The following is a 20304-nucleotide window of genomic DNA, read 5'->3' on the forward strand; positions in this document are numbered from 1 at the left end:
TAAGGTTTGTGTTTTTAATGTGTAACTATTTATTAACAGTGCTGAGAAGAAGTTTTAAACACGTGTTTAATCGTTTCATTTCTTCTTCGCTACCTTTTAGATCAGGATGATAGATTTTACTTAGCTGTTTGTAGCGTTGCTTAATCTGTTTTTCGTCAGGCAACTGTGCTGGCTTATAGCCAAACATTGCGCAAGCGAGATCCATATGGGGTGTTTGGCTGCTATTTGCAGTAGTGGATTGCATTGATTGTGCTTTCAATGCCAATTGTTGTTTTTTCAACTGACTGTAAAGCAATTCTAACTGCTGCTTTTGCTTGCGCAGCGCTTTATCTTGCTGCTGAATCTGTTGTTTGAGCTCGTCGTTTTGCGATAAGTTTTGTGCTGAATGAGTATGAATTTGACCAATGGATTTTTTTTGTCCACGCCATAACCATACAAGGATCATCGATAATGCAGCCACGAGCGTGAGAAGGACAAAACTAAGCGGGTTGAGCAGGGAACTTAGCGTATTGGTCGCACTGTGGGTACTTTGTTCTCGATGTTGATCATCAAGTTGTTCTATTGCTGCTAACTGTTTAGCTCTTTGAGCATTGAATTCTTGTTCTAAAATGCTCGCTAAAGCTTCTTCTGCTTTAGGGTTACTGGCTGCTGCGATTTGATACCACAATTTAGCTTGGCCTAATGTATCCACCTTATCGCTATCAGTTTGGTACAGTTGCCCCAGCTCAAATTGAGCTTGGTCGTCGCCAGAGATCGCCAATTTAGTTAGCCAATAAAAAGCCTGTTCTTGATTGGGCTTGCCTAAATCACCGTGGAGATAGTGGTCGATGAGTTCTCGTTGTGCGAGCTTATAACGATTGTTGGCCGCTTGTTCTAACCAATAGAGAGCTTCTTGTGATGATTGAGTAACGCCATCACCAGTCTTATAGGCTTGGGCTATTTGGTATTGAGCGCGAGGGTTGTTAAGTTCGGCTTGTGCCGTTAGTTCATCTATCGAAGTCGAGTTAGCGAAAGTGACGGAAGAAAACAATGCAAGTGAAGCAATGAATGTCTTTAGCGTATGCATGATAGTGGGACTTCCTATTCCGTGGCTATTCATTCGTTCGATGTCGCTATGGTTGTTTATTCGCTGCGCGGAGGTAGAACTATAACAACCATGCCGCAGGGCGCAAACCCATTGGCATGGCAAATAGTCAGTAAACTGATTATTTTAGAGGTAGGATCTGAATTTCTACGCGGCGGTTACATGCTCGGCCACTGGTGGTTTCGTTTGAACATAGAGGGAAGCGTTCGCCGTAACCACGTGCAATAGCGCGACCAGGGGCAACACCTTGTTGAACTAGGTAGCTACGTACTGATTCAGCACGGCGCTCAGACAGTGTTTGGTTCATTTGGTCGTTACCAGTGCTATCGGTGTAGCCATTGATCACTAGGCTAGTATCTGGGTATTCAACCAAAATTGTAGCCACACCACCAAGAGTACGGTGGATTGAAGGATCAAGTTGGTATGAGCTAGACGCGAAGCCGATGCCGTTTTCTAGACGCAGGATCAGTTGGTTTTCGCCAACACGTTCAACTTGTACGCCTGAATCAAGTAGTTGCTTACGCAATGCCGCTTCTTGTTGGTCAAAGTAATAACCAGCACCACCACCAATTGCTGCGCCACCCGCTGCGCCAATCAGCGCATTTTTACGACGTTCTTTCGCATCATCGCCAGTTGCTAGACCAATCGCTACGCCTGCAATCGCACCGATAAGTGCGCCAGAGGTTGCCGAGTTAGTTTCGCTTTCGCCAGTTGTTGCGTTTTGACGCTGGGTTGCTTGACAGCCAGAAAGTGCAATAGTTAAAGCTAGTGCAAGAGTGAGTTTTTTCACAGTGAGCCTCTCCATGTGAGGAATACATACAGCAAATTGATGGGATGCAATTAACCTTATGATGTCCGTTATGTCAAATGTACTTTATGATATTTGACAAAAGCTTAACGTGGCATGAATGAATTGTTCACTATGCCACCAATTAGCGAGGGTTTGAGGCAAAATTAGTTGAGCAGTTTACGAGCAGGTGCACCGTCGATTGGGCGACTAACTGAGAGTGTACGGCCTTTTTTAAGGCCAACTTCATAATCATCGGTGAGGTTTTTCATCGCTTCACGCAGTTGCTGCTTAAAGGTCTCACGGTCGATATTTTTGAATTCTTTATCAATATAATCTTCGATTTTATTTGCCGACTCTTCATCAGGAGAAATTATCGGCAATTTCTCGAGTGCGCCTTCGACCCAGCCTGAAACATAAGAGTTAACGCGACGGGTAACTTCTAAGCTAGATGTACCACTGCCGGCAAAACTGTTGCGGAACTTACCAGTATGCTCATTAAGCTCGCGATAAACGATGTCAAAGGCAAAGGCGGCAAAGATTGCACGATCGGCTTCACCAATAAATTCAACACGTTTTAACCCTTTGTGGTTGAGCAGCACCGCTTCAACGCCAAATTTGGTATTAATACCACGAATGACACGCAGTAGGGTTGAGCTCACACTGGTTGGCAGTAGATGGGTTGATTGCGTTTTGCCCATCTTGATAAACTCAATATCGTCCTTATCCAAGCCATACTTGAGCATGAGGCGATGCGCCATTTTGATCGCATTCGCAGCTTCATTGACGTTGGCAGAGTTACCAAGTTCTAAACACTTGGCAATCTTTTTTAAGGCTTTTTGTTTATGCATAGATCGCGGCAAAACTCGTAAAAATAACAAAGTCGGCTATTTTAACGTGTTCTTGCTGTGGCTCGCAACTCTCGCAGCCATTATCGGCGGCAAATTTTGCTCATGGGGTAGCCAGAAAGTAGCAAAGGCTCCTATCAGAGTATGATTAGGAGCCTTAAAAGTAACAAAGCTTCGTTTTTACGGCTGATGTTATAGCGAAATACTACAAGCCGAGTTCGCTAAGCAAATCATCGGCATCGCTATTGCTGCTTGCTTGGTTTTTCTTCTCATTTGCTTGCATTTGTTGACGAGCAGACTCAAGGATATCGTCTGGATTCTCATCTGCATCCACTTCAAATTCTTCTAGTTGGATAAACTCAGTTTTGTCCATCGCCAATTCAAGGTAGAAAATGTTGCCTTTCTCGGTAGAGAAGGTCACTCGACGCGCCTGGGGGCGGTCAAGATTAGTGTCTACAGACAAGATGACTTGCTTGTTCAGCGACAGCATTTTTGGTTGGTTTTGTGTGATGTGCGTTTGCAGCTCTTTACGGATCTTGTTGGTAAAGTCACCAACAAGTTGGTTCATAAGCTCACCCAAAACATCGCCCACTTCATCGGAGGTGTGAGCAATCGCGAGTTCTTCTGCAGGCATGCCCATGTTACGCATGTAGTTAGTGTAAATTTCTAATGCTGATTTTGCAGTAAAGTTAATGACGACAAGGCCAGAGAAACCACCATCAAATAATACGAAGCAGCCAAAATCAGGCTTTAGGCTGGTTTTATTGATCTTTTGCACCATGGCAGAGTAATTCACAGGGGAATTGGTGGCGGCAGTTAAGACACCAGTCACTGACTGACAAAGCTTGAGAAGGATATCTTCTGTGGTTACGATTTTATTTTTCTTCATTTTAATGCCAAACCCTGATGGTTAATTATGCACCGATTGTTCTCGATAAACTGCGGCAAATTTTGCCGCTGAGCCAATTGGTTAGATTGTATGAATGCGAGTGTCTACTAGCTTAATCTCGTTGATTCTTAGATACAAATTACATTTTGGCATTGCAAATCTGTTTTGATCACGCTTTTAAATGTTGTAAAGTGACCAAACTCAAAGAATAACAACCCAATGCTGAATGGATCAGCGTAGTAGGGGCAGGAAGCAATGTTACCAAGACTTCATTCTCAACCGGATGTTGATCATGTTGTGCTTAGTTTTCTAGAAGAACTAAAAGCGGCAGGATTCACCGGTGATATCGAAACGCAATACGCTAGCCGTTTAGCTGTAGCGACAGACAACAGTGTCTATCAATTACTACCACAAGCGATTGTTCACCCTAAATCCACTGAAGATGTGGCACTGATTGGTCAAATCAGTATCAAGCCCGTTTATGAGCGAGTGAAATTTTCTCCTCGTGGCGGCGGCACAGGTACCAACGGTCAATCATTAACTCAAGGCGTGGTGGTGGATCTTTCTCGCCACATGAATAAAGTGCTCGAGATTAATGAACAAGAAGGTTGGGTGCGTGTCCAAACTGGTGTTGTCAAAGATCAGCTAAATGATGCGGTTCGCCCATTTGGTTACTTCTTCTCCCCCGATCTATCAACCAGTAATCGTGCCACGCTTGGCGGCATGATTAACACCGACGCGTCGGGACAAGGCTCATTAAAGTACGGTAAAACCTCTGATCACGTTCTGTCATTGCAAGCCGTGTTTGCCGATGGCTCCATTTTAGAATCTGATTTATCTAACGGCCTACCGAATCAACATACTTATGCCGCTCATGCTCTACAAGTGACCGAGCAAGTGTGTCGTGATAAACGCGCAGACATCGTGGCGAAATTCCCACCATTAAACCGTTTTTTGACGGGCTACGATTTAAAAAATGCGATCGATGAAAGTAGCAACCAATTCGATCTAACTCGCGTGCTATGTGGCGCTGAAGGTTCGTTGGCGTTTATTACCGAAGCCAAGCTAAATCTTACCAAAATTCCTAAAGCGCGAATCTTAGTCAATGTGAAGTACAACAGCTTTGACTCTGCACTGCGTAATGCGCCATTTATGGTGGATGCGCAAGCGTTGTCGGTCGAAACGGTCGATTCAAAAGTCCTTAACCTGGCGAAAGAAGACATTGTTTGGCATACCGTCAGCGACTTAATTACTGATGTACCAGATAAAGAGATGCTGGGCATCAATATGGTCGAATTTGCGGGCCAAGATATTACGGAAGTAGAAGGGCAACTCAGTGCGCTAACGGCACGTCTTGACGAAATGTTGGTCAATGAGGAAGCGGGCATTATTGGCTACCAAGTAGTGAATGATGTTGCCAGCATTGGCAAAATTTACAATATGCGCAAAAAAGCCGTGGGCTTGCTTGGCGCAGCAAAAGGCCGAGCCAAACCAGTCGCTTTTGCCGAGGATACCTGTGTTCCACCAGAAAATCTGGCGGATTTTATCGATGAATTTCGCCAACTATTAGATGAAAAACAGCTTAACTACGGCATGTTTGGTCATGTTGATGCTGGGGTATTGCATGTTCGTCCAGCGCTCGATATGTGTGATCCATTGCAAGAGAAATTGATGCATGAGATCTCCGATCAAGTGGTTAAGCTGGTGGCCAAATATGGCGGTTTAATGTGGGGGGAGCACGGCAAGGGCTTCCGGTCTGAATATGGGCCAGAATTCTTTGGAGAAGCGCTATTCACTGAGCTTCGCCGCGTGAAATCTGCCTTTGACCCACATAATAAGATGAACCCAGGCAAGATCTGTACACCGCTTGAAAGCCACGAACAGTTGGTAAAAGTGTCTGACACCAAACGCGGTTTCTACGATCGCCAAATTGATGTCAAAGTGCGTGATAGTTTTAAACAAGCAATGGAGTGTAATGGTAACGGCTTGTGCTTCAACTACGATACCGCTTCGCCAATGTGCCCATCAATGAAAGTGACTGCGGATCGTCGTCATTCACCAAAAGGCCGAGCGGGTTTGGTACGTGAATGGCTGCGTCAATTAACAGAGCAAGGCATTGATATCCTTGATCTCGAAAAGCAATCACTTGAGTCAGCCAGTGTAAAAACGCTGCTTGATCGTGTGCGTAATAGCTTTAATAAACGCCACCAATACGACTTCTCTCATGAAGTTTATGAAGCAATGAATGGTTGTTTGGCCTGTAAAGCGTGCGCGAGTCAATGCCCAATAAAGGTAGATGTACCAAGCTTCCGTTCGCGTTTCTTAAACATCTATTACAGTCGCTACCAGCGACCAGCTAAAGATTATTTGGTCGCCAATATTGAAACCATGTTGCCTTTGATGGCGAAAGCACCAAAATTGGTCAACGGCGTACTCAAGCAAAAGTGGGTACAAAGTTTAACTGCTTCAACGGTTGGCTATGTTGATGCACCACTCCTTTCTATTCCTACGCTGGCGAAACGAGTTACACAGTTAAAAGCGTTTGATATTCAGGCGTTGGCGGCGATGTCGAGTGAAGATAAAGCCAATCATGTGCTGATCGTGCAAGATCCATTTACCAGTTACTACGATGCAGATGTGGTGGATGACTTTGTTCAACTGGTGATTAAGCTGGGCAAAACGCCTGTGTTACTGCCATTCAAACCAAACGGTAAAGCGCAGCATATTAAGGGCTTCTTAGCTCAGTTTGCTCGCAATGCCAAAAGTACTGCGATGTTTTTAGAACAAGTGGCCGATTTGAGCATTCCAATGGTGGGTGTTGATCCGGCATTGGTGCTTTGTTACCGCGATGAATATAACGAAATTCTGGGTGATAAGCGTGGTGAGTTTGATGTTCTGACAGTGCATGAATGGATGTTGCCACGTCTGAGTGAGTTTGATACTGGTTCAGGTGACGCCCAGCCTTGGCATTTATTGGCGCATTGTACTGAGAAAACAAAGCTGCCGAATGCTGAGAAAGAATGGGGCGCGATATTTAACCACTTTGGGGCTAAGCTCAATACAGTGCCTGTTGGATGTTGTGGTATGGCTGGTACTTTTGGTCATGAAGTGGATAAGCTGGAAATGTCGAAGGATATTTTTGCTTTAAGTTGGAAACCTCGTTTGGAAGCGCTTCCAGCAGATCGTTGCTTGGTAACGGGTTACTCTTGTCGCAGCCAAGTAAAGCGCTTTGAACATGTGAAAACAAAACACCCATTGCAAGCCTTGTTAGAGATCGTTTAATGGAGATACTAGAGCGAAAAATTCCCCCAGTGGCATTGTTTATCTTATTTATCATGGTGATGATTAGGTTAGACCAAGTGCTGCTGAGTTTCGCGCTTGCACTGCCTTTTACCAATGTGGTGTTGGTGTTGGCTGTTATTTTGGCAGGGGTTATCGGTATTGCGGGCGTTTATGAATTCCGCAAAGCTAAAACCACCGTTAACCCAGTTAAAGTCCACACCGCCACGAGCGTTGTTGATAGTGGCGTATTTGCTTATACACGCAATCCAATGTACTTGGCTCTGTTGATCTTATTGTTGGGTATTGGCTACTGGCAACAAAACCTCATCTGCTTATTTCTTCCGTTCGGCTTTGTATTCTATATGAACCGTTTCCAAATTCGCCCAGAAGAGAGGGCGTTGGAAAGTCTATTTGGCGCAGAATACTTAGACTACAAGCAAAAGGTTAGGCGCTGGATCTAAACAATGTGATTGAAAGGAAAAGGGAAGATGAACGATGTTTATCTTCCCTTTTTTTGTTTCTCTATGATGAGTTTTACTCAATAGCAGCCTTCTTTACACTTCAATACGTTGCGCTAATGCGCAACTTTGACCATATAAAAACTTGAGTTTCTGGTGATGAAGGAGGAATCACTAAGTAAAAAAATTAGATATACATCACGTTTCACTCTGGTATGACCATGATTGTTTCATCATGCCGAATTTCGCTCGTTCTTTGTACGAAGTTAACATTTTTCGATGCTTGTGATTATAACTAAGTGAATTAAAACAAATTTACAAATAGAAGTTATCGATCGTGTCGATCACTGCGATCTATCGATGTGATCGTAAAGATCAAAAAAACTGATCGATCGATTTTGTTATTCGTTATGTCAATTAATCTGGTTCGTTTTTATTCGCTTCAAATAATATTCTTGATGAAAATCAATGAATGCGTAAATTTATTTGGTGTGGAGCTATAGCTCTGAATATTTGCGGTGAGTGTCACCAAAAATACGACAAATAATTAATATGTATTTTCATAGCTAATAACAGCCAAATTAGGAACTAACATATGAAAAAAATAAACTTATCAGTTCTAGTATCGACATTTATATTAAGCTCTGGTCTTTATTCTGTTAATGCAACAGCCGCTGCAACTAATGGTAATCTTTCTTTCACTTTTAGTGGCACAATTCCAGCCTTACCTGTTGCAGGTGATGGCTGGAAGTTTACGGAAGCCGATGGAACCACGCTTTATGTTCCCCCGTCAGCAATCTCATTTAGCTCAGCAGATACAGCGGACGGGCTTGAGCTTACTTCAGCATCTGAATCGTTTTATATAAAACCCATTACAGGGTCATTTACAGGCTCATCAAAAATAACGGCGCAATTGATTGCAAATCCGAGCATTGCTGGAACCGCGATAAAGTCTTCTGAAGTGACTACAGTCACCACTGTCGTTAGTATTAATGGTGTAGCTCTCAGTGCAGGCTCTTCTGTCGATGTGGCATCACCAAGTGCTGCAGTTGCCCATGAATTAATACTATCGACAGTGGTTGAGATCCCAACGGAAGCGCGTAGTGTGGATGGGGGTTCGATAACCGTGACGGCTCCGATCCGCTTCTCTGCTGACATTACAGGTTAATAGAGATTTCCTGAGCATTGACTGAATTAAAGTCAATGCTCAGAGAATAAAGTTTTGCTTTTCAATTCATTCATACTTTATTTTAATTTCATTAATGTGGTGGCAGTTGTGCGATTTTACGCTTTTATATTGAGTTTCCTATTATTTTTTCCTATTTCAAGCTACGCCATTACCGTCGATAAAATGGTGATTATTCCGAATAAAAGCGATCTGAAGTCGGAGATAAAAATTACTAACCCCGCATCGCACCCGGTCTTTTTAAAAGTAACCCTGTCTGAGATGAATGCCGCTAAGGAGGTCGAAGTATTTAAACCAGAAGAGTTTCAAAATTGGCCTGTTTATGTCGAAAGAAATGAATTTTTAGTTGAGCCAGAAGAAGAAATTGTTATTGAAATTCAGCACCTAGCAAAACAGCTCAATAAAAGCTCGACAACAGACCGTGTCATCGCCATTGATGTTATGCCTGAATCAGTACTTGATGACGGTCAGGTAGGGCAGAAAATGAGTATCCTTATTGGTTATCGAGTCTGGATGATTATCGCTAAAGATGGAACCTTAAAAGGCAAGCCAAGTGTGCTAAAGACTGACGATGGATATGTGTTGAGTAATCCATCAGATAGTGTGGCGATTTTTAATATCAATTTGTGCGACACGGAATTTAAAAAAGGCACGGAGTGTAAAGGTTCTGAATTCGTTTTAAGTGGTAAAGAGAAGGTGCTTGATTTATTAGAGTTTAAAAATGGAGTTGCCAATATTTCAATTCGCGATCCATATGATAGGTATCTAATAAAAGAGACGATAAAACTTTAGTGAAATAAATGAACGAGATAAATGAATTACGTAGTCACACTATCTCTTTGTGTCTATTTTTTGATGATGGCAGCGAAAGCCTACAGTCAAGATGAAATATTAGTCGCTCGAGAGAACACTCAGACACTGGCCAGTTTAGCTACCATTGATAAGCGATATAGCAATATCGCTTTGGTCGCGAATGCCAATCAAAACTATGTTGGTTTCTTTGAGCTGGACGATAAAGAAATTACTTTGTCAGTGGTTGGTGCTTCTGAGGCGCCAATTCAATTGGCTGGCAAACTGTCTTTTTTTAAAGCACAAATAGAGAAAAGTGAAGCGGAAAAATTACAACGCTATCTTAAAGTTGTCGGGGTTAAAGGATCAGAGATTGCAGGCTTGGTGAACGAACTAACGCGGGGAGTTAATGGCTCTCGTGAATGCAAAGGTAAAAAGTCCGATTGTTTGATATTTGCCCCTGAGTTCACGACGATCGTTGATTTCTATAACAGCAGTTTACGATTATTTATTCCTAGTGAGCAGTTTGCCACCACAGAGCAGAAGATAGTGCTAGAAAGCGTTGATGAAAGCCTGTTGGTGAGCAGTTGGTATGGCAGTTTTTCCTATACAGACGATTTTTCCTACTTCTTGCGGTCCGAGAATACCTATGGGTTAGGCGATGGTTACTTACGCTATGACTTTAATGCGAGTGATTATTCTCAAGATATTGGTCAATTTAACTACAACTATGATGCGGCTCATTATTCCGCTACTGCGGGGATTATAGCTAATGCCGGGCGATTGGGTGTTGCGGGGCAAAATAGCTTAATGAATGAACGCTTTGTAGGGGCGGAGATTTCCAATCAAAAACGGCTTGAGATTAAGAATTTTGCTGCGCGGAGTGTGGATTTTTTCTCTCCGTCTGAGGGGGTACTGTCAGTCTATAACCCTCAGCGAGAGTTGATTTATCAAAGTAATATTCTTGCGGGTAGAAACCGTATTCCATATTCAGCGTTACCTTATGGTAACTATGCGGTGGAGTATGAGGTCACCAACAACGATGATGTTGTGTTCAGTGGCAATAATTTTGTTTCAAATAGCGATGCGTTTGATGCAAGCGAACGCTCTTTCTACGGTCGACTTGGTGCGAAAGAGCAGCCTAATACCGATGATAAAGATAGTTTGGTTTTTGATGCAGGCTTGAGCGTTCCGCTTTTTCAGCAACACAGTGCAATAGGTAGCGTTTCTTTGGTGGAAGAGGAGTGGTTCGCTGGGGTTGGGTATTACGCTAACATCGATGATTATCGCTTAAGCGTAAAGTATTCCTTGGGTCAGCGAGCGAGCCGTATTAATGCCGATGTGTATTCTAATCTCTTTAACTTATCACTAACGAACACCGATGTGAATGACGCGCGACAAGAGAGTTATCTCGGTAACCAAGATAGCTTATTAATTTCTGGTGGGATGAATCAGAGCTTTGGTCTGTTTAGTCTAGGGTTAAGTGCAAGTTATAACGAATTGGGAGAAGACGACTATCTCAGTTACAACGTGAACGCAAACTACTCGTTTCGTAATGGGGTGAGTTTATATGCTTCATACAGTGGTAATGACAATCAAAATAACGTCAATTTTGGGTTGTCTATTCCATTGAGCACGCAAACGCACTATAGCGGCACCTATACCCAAAATAATGGTCGAGGCGAATTTAATAATCAGCTATCAACGAATGTTCGTTTGAATGATGAGTTGTCGTTCAATGGCGGTGTTTCGCATCGTTACATGAAGGATGAGGACTTATCTTCTCAGCAACACAATGGAATAGATGCGTATGTTAATGGCTCTTATCGTCATGATGCTTTTAACAGTTCAGCGGGTATCCGCCGACAAAAAGAGGGGATGGTTACCTACAACGGTTCATTTTCGACCACTGCCTATGTGACGGCGAACCGAGCTTATTTTAAAGAAACACGCTCAGGCAGTACCAGTGCGATTGAAGTGAACGGCCTTGATGAGGCGCTAGAAGGTAAAGTCAAAATACACGATAAGGTCTCAGGCCGAAAAGTGACACAAGCGATTGCGAATCACACTTTGATAGAGATGAAACCCTATAGTCAAGTGGTGGTTGATTATCAGTTTGATAATGATGAATTTGCCTTGGAATCGGCAGACATGGAGAGAAACACCACCGTCAATATGCTGCCAGGTAAGATTCATTATCTTAATGTGAAACAACAACCGATAGGGAATGTGTTGATTGTGAGTAATAGCCTAGATACCGACGGAATAGTCTGTACCGGGCGAGCATGCGTAAACAGCAGTGATGTTAACGATAAGGTTTTAAAGTTTCGGGTGAAGCCTGGACGCCAGTTTGCGATTCATCGCTATGGGGAGATGTGTTTTACCGGCCAAGTAGAGCAGGGAAAAACCAATATCGGCGTGTGTCAAAGTGAGCCGCTAGCAGGAATAAGTGTACAGTGATGGAAAAAATAGCAATTAAGATTTACCCAATGTTACTCGTTATTGCCTCCTTTACTTTAGAGGCCAAGCCCCCTATCCCGACTCCAACGATAGGGATAGGTTCTTTTTCTAGCCAAGATGTCTGGGGTGGACAGTGGGCCGTGGGAGTGCAATTTGACGAGTTAGCTACGGGCTATGTTGATTATCAAAGCAGTGACGTTGCGAAACAACTCTCTTTGATGGTGGATAGGCAGTTCTATCTTACCCATTCACTCTCGTTGGTTGGCAGTGTGGGTTCAACATTTTGGTTAAATGGCGACGATATTGAAGAGGTGGTCTTTGAGCCGCTCTTGGGAATTGGTGTTCGTTACGACTGGTCACCTTATGTGGCGACATCGGTTGGTTATCGTTACCCAGTAACACAGGAGTTCTCAGAACTATTGGAGCCCAGTATCCAACTTGGAGTCATTGTTAAGCCCTTTAATCATGGTAAATCAGACAGCCTATTGATCGCAGGAGAAGCAATAAGACCTGTAGAAGCGTTACCTGAAATGAAGAAAGTCGATATGCCAGTGGAGGGTTGTGAATCAGGGATATTTATTCGATCGTTTTATTTTGCTCATGATAGTGCGACTAGCGATATCTCTAGGCAGGACATCGCTCTCATACAAGCATTGGATGGCACGCGTTATACCGTAATAGGCCGTACGGATAGCTTAGGTAGTTCGGATTACAACCAGAAACTGGGGTTAAAAAGAGCGGAATTTGTCAAACAAGTCTTGCAAGAGAATGGTGTGCACGAGGCGGCAGTACTTGCCTGTAGCCGAGGTGAAGCGGAAGCGAGCGAGGAAAAGACGCGCACAAATAACGCGTTGCAAAGACGAGTAGATGTTTATAAAGATTAGCCGGCTTTAAACTTGTACCTATAAAGGTATTATTACTTGAAAAATCAAATGTGTATGCAAATGCTTATTGCTATGTTCATGGTATCTAGTGCGTCGGCACAGACTCTATCTGTTCAAGGGCAATTATCTCTACTTGCTAGAATTCCAGCTAACTCTGAATTCGGAAATATCAATAGTTATATACTTGATGGAAGCCATAGACAGCTTAAATACAATTTTTCTTCTAGTAAATTTGATGATGTATTTTATTACGTTCGATCAACTTTACCTTCAGGAACAATTCCAGGAGGGTATGGTGTTTCTATTGTTTATAATTCATTATCATGCTTTGGAGAAAATTATTCGGAAGAGTTGTTCATGGATGTTGATGTAAATGGCGAACTTGTTATTTCAGGGAGTATTGATTTAGATGGTTCAGGTTTATGGTATTTGTCCAATAATAATTATTATTCTGACATATACATTGGATTGAAAAGTCCCGTCATATCAAACGAAAAAATGAAGTCATGCGTAGGGAGGGTGTCGGTCTTAATTCAAGAGAGCGTATATTAATATGAAAAAAATAAATTTTAGAGTATTTGCGTTGTCTATTTGTTTTATGTTGCCATGTTTTTCTCAGGCGACAGGACATAATGGTGTTACTCCTGATGCAAATTATAACATATCTTTGAAATACAACCCTGTAACTAAAACGTTATATGACTTTATTGGCGAGCCAAGTCTCTTGTCATACGAGCTTGGAAGTGATGGCGTAGTTTTATTTCGACATGTTCGAGATAATTTAATTGGTATGTCATATGATCGAAGAGAGATATTTCATCGGCAAGATTCGCATTTAAGAGCTAAAACGGTAATATTATCTAACGGTAAAGATACTATTACCGTTGAGACTGCAATTAAGCGTTCAGAATTCCCAAATAATCAAGCGTCAGATTGGGGAGGGGACGTAGGTTCAAGTTCCTGCGCTAATATAGCGGGTTCTTATAAATCAAAACCATGGTACATTCAAGATCGAGATACATTTGGACTAGGATGTCGAAGTACTATCTCATCTGCACGTCTGCGTACGGCCGGAACATTAGGGCCAGAAGATGTAGGCTATATTGAAAGGGCATTTAAGTTTAACTTGGAACTGTTAAGTGGTTATCCAAATGGAGTATATACGGGTATTCTGCCACCCAAGTCAATTGACTATATATACTATAGCCAAGGAGCTGTTCAACGGCAAATATATAATATAACGTTAGAGATAATTAATACAGTTACAGAACTAAAATTACCATCAGGTGTTGTTGGTTTTGATGTTTCCAAGAGCGAACGAGGTTATTATGGGGTGGCGTTTTCTGAATTTGAAGTAATGGGTTCTTTTAATCGAGAGCAAAAGTTTAATCTTTCTGTAGTTAGTCACAATTCTCAAAATGGAAAGTTATCTCTCTATAATAGTGACACGGACAAGTATTTGGATTATGACGTTTATATTTTTGATGCATATTCATCAAGTAATAGTCTGATCAATATGAATGGAGGCGAGGTAGTTTTACAAGCTCCATTTAAAGATTCTTTACCAGGAGTTATTGAATTTAGATTTGACAGTGATGGTTTTGATCATGCAGGTGATTATAGAGATGTTATTGTGTTTACAGTGTCTCTAGATTTGAATGGTTGATATGACCCCAATGCTGGAGGGTATGTGGAAAACTTTCTTTTAAATATCTATGATAAGTTTGGTTTTTGTCTTGATTTGTTTTTGTTTTTACCTTTAATTTTAATCTTTATTTTGTTTCTTGTTGTATTTCTTGTTGTATTTCTAGTTTTGTTTTTGTTTGAGAGGCTTGATGAACTTTTTCTGTTTTTCCACATTAAGCGTGTTAATTGTCGATGATTCTAGATTGATATTGCAGTATTTGAAAGACGTTCTGATTAGCATGGGGTTTAAAGCCGATAGAATCAAAACTATCGATCGCTATGAGAATGGCTCTAAATTGGTGAATCAAGAGTATGATTTAATGATTTGTGATTACCATCTTGATAACGGTCATAACGGTGTCGACCTTATAAACTTATTAAGGAGTAATGGAGTAGTGACACCGCAGACTGTTTGTATTATGGCATCGGCTGAAGCATCAAAAGATATCATTCATAGATGTATTGATGCTTGCGTGGATGATTATATGGTTAAACCTTTCGATGTTGCCTTTGTAAAATCGAGAATAGTGAAAAACCTCAAACGAAATAATATGAAAGCCATAGGTATTGGTTGCAATGAACATACATCAAAAACAGAGTGAGTGCTTTGGCGTGGTTAACGTTCATTGCTTGTTGTGTGTTAAAGCGATGGAATGCCACGCTTATTTGGTTGAATTATATCCCTTGGAAAGTTCTGAATTAGTGCAAGCACCTCTGTCCATAACACCTATGAATGAAAACTGTGCTCAATTTGAAAAAGGAGCTTAGATTGACCGTGAGCGCGATTAATCAACATAAGATAAATGATATTGCTGTAGCTTATTTGAATTATTTCATGCAGGAAAAACTTGATGAAATGAGAGTCAATTTGCAGAAAATTAATGATCTAGAAGCAATACAATCTTTTTTAGAAGAGCAAAAAGTGATCGTGTTGTCATTCAGCCTAAGTGAAATGACGGTCGATGACGATGAAAGAGAAAAGTTTGAAAATCTAAAGAGGCAATATCTCACTTTATTAGATTTATATTTAGCTTGAAGTTAACTCTTTTTTCCTTGTAATAATCAGTTTTTCATCTTCTCATGTGATGTGCTATTTATATCTGGTAATTATATGGTGTTTAGTGTGTTTGCACGCTTAGATATAAAACTGGTTTGTTTAAAGCTCTAGCGTGAATGTGCTAGTCATTATTAGTGTGGGTCTAAATTGAATAATATTAATATGAATTCTGGTGAGTTATTCGTTCCTAGTGGTGCAGAACTTGTATCAACAACCAATACACAAGGTATTATTACTTACGCAAACCAAGCATTTTGCGACGTGGCAGGGTTTACTTTGGATGAGTTAGTCGGGAAACCTCATAACATCGTTCGTCATGATGACATGCCTAAAGCCGCGTTTAATGATCTATGGTCACATTTAAAGCAAGGCGAGGTATGGAGAGGTGCGGTAAAAAATAGAACTAAGTCTGGTGGATTCTACTGGGTTGATGCGTTTGTCAGTCCAATTTATAGAAATGGTTGTTTAGAAGGATACCAGTCAGTTCGAGTACGTTTAGGTGACGCTGAAAAAGAACGAGCAATCGCACTTTACCAGAAAATAAACCGCAGTAAAAACGTCAAAATTGCTGTGGGTCAATACCATAAATTCAAACTGTTCTTTGCTGTTTTATCAGCTATTTTAACTTATCTTGCTGCCCTATATATTAACCCTATTAGTACGTTGTTTTATCCGCTACTACTTGCAGTACTCTATCGTCGCGAGTTACTTATTAAGCCTAAACACGAAAAGCGAATGGCAAAAGAATACGATAGTGTATCAAGGGTAGTTTTTTGTGATGACAACACCAGTGCTCAAGAGTTTCATTACAAGATCGAGCAAGGACGGGTGAGAACAATACTTGGAAGAACGGTCGATAATAGCAACCTTCTGCTAAGCAGTGTTATGGACTTAAAGCGTTGCTCACTTGATGCTCAGGACAATATCGGTTTGGAAACGCAGGAATTGTCTTCAATTTCCGTTGCAATGGAAGAGATGGCGACAACCATTGCGGACATTGCACAAAATAGTGTGATTACGTCAGAGCGTGTTGACTCAGCTGCTGGCCATTGCCAAACGGCAATTACGTCGATCGAAATGACTCGAAGTAAAGTAGAGCAACTTGCAGAGGATGTCGCTGAATCGTCTCACGTTGCGACAACACTGGCTGCTGATGCCGAGAAGATTGGTGCGGTGATGCAAGAGATCCAGGGCGTTGCAGAACAGACGAACTTATTGGCTCTTAACGCCGCAATTGAAGCTGCTCGAGCAGGAGAGCAAGGTCGAGGCTTTGCTGTGGTTGCAGACGAGGTTCGAGCTTTAAGTTTACGAACGCATCAGGCGACGGAAAGAATACAATCTTCGGTGCATGGGATTCAAGACACGCTCAAGCGTTTAGCTGAAACGTTACGGTTAAGTGAAAAATCGAGTCATGAATGCGTAGAAAATACCCTTGAAACAGAAAACAAGATAGCGATGCTTACAAATATTATGACTGATATTTCTGGCGTAGCGATTCAAACTTCGACCTCAGCGGAAGAGCAGAGTTTAGTTTCTCAAGAAATAAGATCGAATATCTTTCGCGTGAATGAAGCGTCAAATGCAAATCTAGTACAATCTGAGATGGTGGCGAAACTGGCAAGCGATTTAGAAAAACAAGCAGAAGAGCTAGGAAGTTTAGGTTTGTCTTTTAGTCGTCAATCATGATGGTTTGAACACGCATAAGCTGAAGTAGCCTATGCGTGTGCATCAAAAATAGCGAGCTATGATTTTTTGTTTATGCCGCTTCAAAGGCGAGGGCTTTTTTCTCTAGTTGACGGAACAGTAGGGTTAATATGCCATTCACCATCAAATAGAATGCTCCAGCGATGCCAAATACAGTCAGGGTGTCGTAGGTTTGTGCATTGATACGCTGCGCATAACCCATCAAATCCATAATCGTGATGGTACTTGCAAGCGATGTGCCTTTGAAAACTAAGATCACTTCGTTTGAATAAGCCGGTACAGCACGACGTAACGCATAAGGGAGCAATACGCGTAAACTTGCGGCTTTACCCATGCCAAGCGCTTTACAGGCTTGCCATTGTCCTTCTGGAATAGTGTTGAACGCACCTTTAAACAGCTGTGCACTGTAAGCGGCTGTATTGAGCGCCAGCGCGAACATGGCACAAAACCAAGGTTGGCTCAACCAGACCCAAAAAATGCTTTCACGAATCCATTCAAATTGTCCTGGCCCGTAGTAGACTAAGAAAATTTGTACTAACAAGGGTGTCCCAGTAAAGAGTGTGATGATGGCGCGGCTAAACCAGTGAATAACCGGAGTGCGCATAATCAGCGTTACCGTCATCAGTAAAGACAAAATACAACCGACCAGCAGTGACGCGATGGTCAGTTGGAAGCTGGTCATTAAGCCTTCAAGGAGTTGCCAAAGGTATTCTGCTTTCATGCTTTTGCTCCTTGAATACGACTCATGCCTTTGATAGCAAACTTGTTATCGAGAGTTTTCACTAAGTATTGTGTGATCAGAGTGATCACCAGATAAATGGCCGCTGCGGTGGCATACCAAGTAAAGGCTTCATGAGTGGAAGCTGACGCTAACTGAGCTTGTTTAAGTAGATCCGTAACGCCAATCAAAGAAACTAACGCCGTGTCTTTTAGCAGCACCAGCCATTGGTTGGTAAGGCCCGGTAGGGCATGACGAACGGCTTGTGGCAGTACTATTTTGAAAAAGATATGTAGACGCGACATACCAAGTGCTAATGCGGCTTCACGTTGACCACGATTTACCGCTTTCAACGCGCCACGAATGGTTTGAGAAGCGTAAGAGGCAAAAATCAGTGACAGAGCGACAACGCCTGAGATAAACGGGCTGATCTCAATAAATTCGCCTGTCAGTAAAAACAAAACTTGGGTTGAGCCAAAGTAGATAAACAGTACAACGAGTAGTTCTGGCAACCCCCTCACTAGGGTTACGAATGCGGTTGTTGGCCATCTTAGTGCAACCCGGCGTGACATCTCTCCACTAGCAAATAGAACGGCCAGTACAAGACCAACAAGTAGGCTGGTGCAAGCAAGTTGGATAGTCATCCAACTTGCTTGAACGAGCGACAATGTGTAACCCGTTAATGGCATATTATTTCCCGAAGTATTGGGTGTAGATTTCTTCGTACACGCCGTTTGCCATAACCACTTTTAGTGCGCTGTTTAACTTGTCCGTTAGCGCTTGGTTATCTTTATTGACTGCGATACCAAAGCCATTGCCAAAGTATTTTGCATTCGTGATGTTGTCGCCAACATAGGCAAGGTTGTCATCGCGCTTAAACCATTCTGCAACCACTGCGTTATCACCAAAGACTGAGTCGATACGGCCATTTTTCATATCAAGAAACGCATCTTGATAGCTTGAATATGGTACTGCGGTTACGCCAGGCATCTGTTCAATAAGGTAGCTTTGGTGAGTTGAACCATTTTGCACACCAACACGCTTACCTTTTAGATCGGCTTGCTCAGCAACTTTACCTTGTAGCGAGATAAAAGCGGCAGAGTTGTCGTAGTATGCGTTAGAGAAGTTAACTTGCTCTAAGCGTGCTTCGGTAATATCCATTGCAGAGATAGCGGCGTCATAACGTTTGAACTTAAGAGCAGGGATTAGGCTATCGAATGCTTGGTTATGGAAAGTACAGTTGGCTTTCATTTCGTCACATAGAGCGTTAGCAAGATCGACGTCGAAACCTTGAATTTGGTTGTTCTCATCCATGAACTCAAACGGTGGGTAAGTTGCTTCCATAACGAACTTGATGTCTTGTTGTGCAAGTGCGTGAGATGAAACAACACCGATTAACGAAGCAAGAAGAATTTTTTTCATTTTGTATAACTCCTAGATTACAAAAGCTGTCTCCGTCAATGAGCAGCGTCGTGAATAATTAGTGTTTTAAGTAGTCCGCGAACTTTTCAGTTTGTGGTTGGGTAAATACATCATGAGTGCCGTGTTCAACAATGCGGCCTTGTTCCAAATAGAGCACGTGTGAGGCGATTTTTTTCGCAAAATCGACTTCGTGTGTTACGACTACCTGAGTAATGCCTGTCGTACTCAGCTGCTTGATGATCTCCACCACTTGATTGGTGATTTCAGGATCAAGCGCGGCGGTGGGTTCGTCAAATAGCAATACATCTGGCTTCATCATCAGTGCTCTGGCAATCGCCACACGTTGTTGCTGGCCGCCAGAGAGTTGCATTGGCCATGTGTCTGCTTTGTCGGCAAGCTTTAAAGTGGTAAGCACTTCAAGTGCTTGTTGTTTTGCTTGTTCAGCAGGAATGCCAACGACTTTAACTGGGGCTTCAATTAGGTTTTCCATCACCGTCATGTGTGGCCACAAATTGTACTGTTGAAATACCATGCCGACTTTACGACGTAACTGACGCTCTTGTTTTTCTTCAATCGGCTGATTGAAATCAAAACTGTGATTGGCAATGGACAACTGACCATTGTCAGCGGTTTCAAGTAGGTTAAGTACTCTAAGAAGTGAACTTTTACCTGCGCCACTTGGGCCAAGCAAAACAAGCGTTTCACCGTTGTGACATTCAAAGCTGACATCGTGAAGAACTTGCGTGTCACCGTATGATTTATTGATCTGCTTAACTTGAATACTCATGCTTAAATACTGCATTAATTACCACATGTCATTCATGCTACTACAAGTGAGATATTATGCAATATAAATGTATAAAAATTTGATTTGTTAATTTTTTGTATAATTATCGACCAGTGGTGCAGGATATATCGCTATGCAACAGTGGGGGTTATTTGAAAGCGAAGCAAAAGAAAAATTAGCAGTAGATAAATAGAAGTGAGGGGCGAGAATCTAGAGAAGAGAAGAGAAGAGAAGAGAAGAGAGAGAAGAGAGAGAGAGAGAGA

General features: G+C 42.1%; 19 protein-coding genes. 11 read left to right on the forward strand and 8 right to left on the reverse strand.

The window, feature by feature from the left end:
* Window positions 1-25: 25 nt before the first annotated feature.
* The 4 genes from RH86_RS17260 to RH86_RS17275 all read right to left on the reverse strand — a co-directional run bounded on the left by RH86_RS17260 (window position 26) and on the right by RH86_RS17275 (window position 3608).
* A complete protein-coding gene (locus tag RH86_RS17260; protein ID WP_009387576.1) occupies window positions 26-1066 on the reverse strand; it encodes a J domain-containing protein in 1041 nt (346 codons plus the stop codon).
* 139 nt (window positions 1067-1205) lie between these two features.
* Entirely contained in the window at window positions 1206-1874 is a 669-nt protein-coding gene (locus RH86_RS17265) for an OmpA family protein (RefSeq protein WP_009387577.1), read from the reverse strand.
* Between the two features lie 164 nt (window positions 1875-2038).
* On the reverse strand, window positions 2039-2722 hold the full coding sequence (locus tag RH86_RS17270) for a DUF2786 domain-containing protein (RefSeq protein ID WP_005597597.1): 684 nt from the start codon (window positions 2720-2722) through the stop codon (window positions 2039-2041).
* Between the two features lie 202 nt (window positions 2723-2924).
* The gene (locus RH86_RS17275; RefSeq protein ID WP_009387578.1) at window positions 2925-3608 is read right to left on the reverse strand and encodes a DUF3334 family protein; all 684 of its coding nucleotides are present in this window, start codon (window positions 3606-3608) and stop codon (window positions 2925-2927) included.
* A gap of 255 nt (window positions 3609-3863) precedes the next feature.
* Here RH86_RS17275 and RH86_RS17280 point away from each other — a divergent pair, with 255 nt between their 5' ends.
* The 11 genes from RH86_RS17280 to RH86_RS17330 all read left to right on the forward strand — a co-directional run bounded on the left by RH86_RS17280 (window position 3864) and on the right by RH86_RS17330 (window position 17096).
* Window positions 3864-6890: an FAD-binding and (Fe-S)-binding domain-containing protein gene (locus RH86_RS17280; protein WP_009387579.1), complete on the forward strand. Its 3027-nt coding sequence runs from the start codon at window positions 3864-3866 to the stop codon at window positions 6888-6890.
* On the forward strand, window positions 6890-7351 hold the full coding sequence (locus RH86_RS17285) for a methyltransferase family protein (RefSeq protein WP_009387580.1): 462 nt from the start codon (window positions 6890-6892) through the stop codon (window positions 7349-7351). Before RH86_RS17280 ends, RH86_RS17285 begins: the two co-directional genes overlap by 1 nt.
* A gap of 592 nt (window positions 7352-7943) precedes the next feature.
* Window positions 7944-8516, forward strand: a complete 573-nt coding sequence (locus RH86_RS17290) for a hypothetical protein (protein WP_009387581.1) — start codon at window positions 7944-7946, stop codon at window positions 8514-8516.
* Between the two features lie 108 nt (window positions 8517-8624).
* The gene (locus RH86_RS17295; RefSeq protein WP_139047679.1) at window positions 8625-9326 is read left to right on the forward strand and encodes a hypothetical protein; all 702 of its coding nucleotides are present in this window, start codon (window positions 8625-8627) and stop codon (window positions 9324-9326) included.
* Between the two features lie 21 nt (window positions 9327-9347).
* On the forward strand, window positions 9348-11783 hold the full coding sequence (locus RH86_RS17300) for a TcfC E-set like domain-containing protein (protein WP_009387583.1): 2436 nt from the start codon (window positions 9348-9350) through the stop codon (window positions 11781-11783).
* Window positions 11783-12667 carry an OmpA family protein gene (locus tag RH86_RS19995; RefSeq protein WP_009387584.1) on the forward strand — a complete coding sequence of 295 codons (885 nt, stop codon included), beginning with the start codon at window positions 11783-11785 and terminating at the stop codon, window positions 12665-12667. Before RH86_RS17300 ends, RH86_RS19995 begins: the two co-directional genes overlap by 1 nt.
* A 36-nt stretch (window positions 12668-12703) precedes the next feature.
* A complete protein-coding gene (locus RH86_RS17310; protein WP_139047680.1) occupies window positions 12704-13219 on the forward strand; it encodes a hypothetical protein in 516 nt (171 codons plus the stop codon).
* 1 nt (window position 13220) lies between these two features.
* Window positions 13221-14333, forward strand: a complete 1113-nt coding sequence (locus tag RH86_RS17315; RefSeq protein WP_009387586.1) for a hypothetical protein — start codon at window positions 13221-13223, stop codon at window positions 14331-14333.
* Window positions 14334-14502: 169 nt separating this feature from the next.
* On the forward strand, window positions 14503-14955 hold the full coding sequence (locus tag RH86_RS17320; RefSeq protein ID WP_009387587.1) for a response regulator: 453 nt from the start codon (window positions 14503-14505) through the stop codon (window positions 14953-14955).
* A 167-nt stretch (window positions 14956-15122) separates the two neighbouring features.
* Window positions 15123-15389, forward strand: a complete 267-nt coding sequence (locus RH86_RS17325) for a hypothetical protein (RefSeq protein WP_009387588.1) — start codon at window positions 15123-15125, stop codon at window positions 15387-15389.
* 168 nt (window positions 15390-15557) lie between these two features.
* On the forward strand, window positions 15558-17096 hold the full coding sequence (locus RH86_RS17330; RefSeq protein ID WP_223296365.1) for a methyl-accepting chemotaxis protein: 1539 nt from the start codon (window positions 15558-15560) through the stop codon (window positions 17094-17096).
* Window positions 17097-17166: 70 nt separating this feature from the next.
* Here RH86_RS17330 and artM read toward each other — a convergent pair whose 3' ends face one another.
* Genes artM through artP form a run of 4 tightly spaced genes read right to left on the reverse strand, consistent with a single transcriptional unit; the run spans window position 17167 to window position 20041 of the window.
* A complete protein-coding gene (gene artM, locus RH86_RS17335; RefSeq protein ID WP_009387590.1) occupies window positions 17167-17835 on the reverse strand; it encodes an arginine ABC transporter permease ArtM in 669 nt (222 codons plus the stop codon).
* The gene (gene artQ / locus RH86_RS17340; RefSeq protein WP_009387591.1) at window positions 17832-18521 is read right to left on the reverse strand and encodes an arginine ABC transporter permease ArtQ; all 690 of its coding nucleotides are present in this window, start codon (window positions 18519-18521) and stop codon (window positions 17832-17834) included. The genes artM and artQ overlap by 4 nt, the downstream gene beginning before the upstream one ends.
* A 1-nt stretch (window position 18522) precedes the next feature.
* Window positions 18523-19254, reverse strand: coding sequence for an arginine ABC transporter substrate-binding protein (locus tag RH86_RS17345; protein WP_009387592.1), 732 nt, complete (start codon window positions 19252-19254; stop codon window positions 18523-18525).
* 58 nt (window positions 19255-19312) lie between these two features.
* Window positions 19313-20041 carry an arginine ABC transporter ATP-binding protein ArtP gene (gene artP / locus RH86_RS17350; protein WP_009387593.1) on the reverse strand — a complete coding sequence of 243 codons (729 nt, stop codon included), beginning with the start codon at window positions 20039-20041 and terminating at the stop codon, window positions 19313-19315.
* Window positions 20042-20304: the final 263 nt, after the last annotated feature.

The organism is Vibrio sp. N418 (assembly GCF_000222565.1).
In the GTDB taxonomy this organism is placed as follows: domain Bacteria; phylum Pseudomonadota; class Gammaproteobacteria; order Enterobacterales; family Vibrionaceae; genus Vibrio; species Vibrio scophthalmi.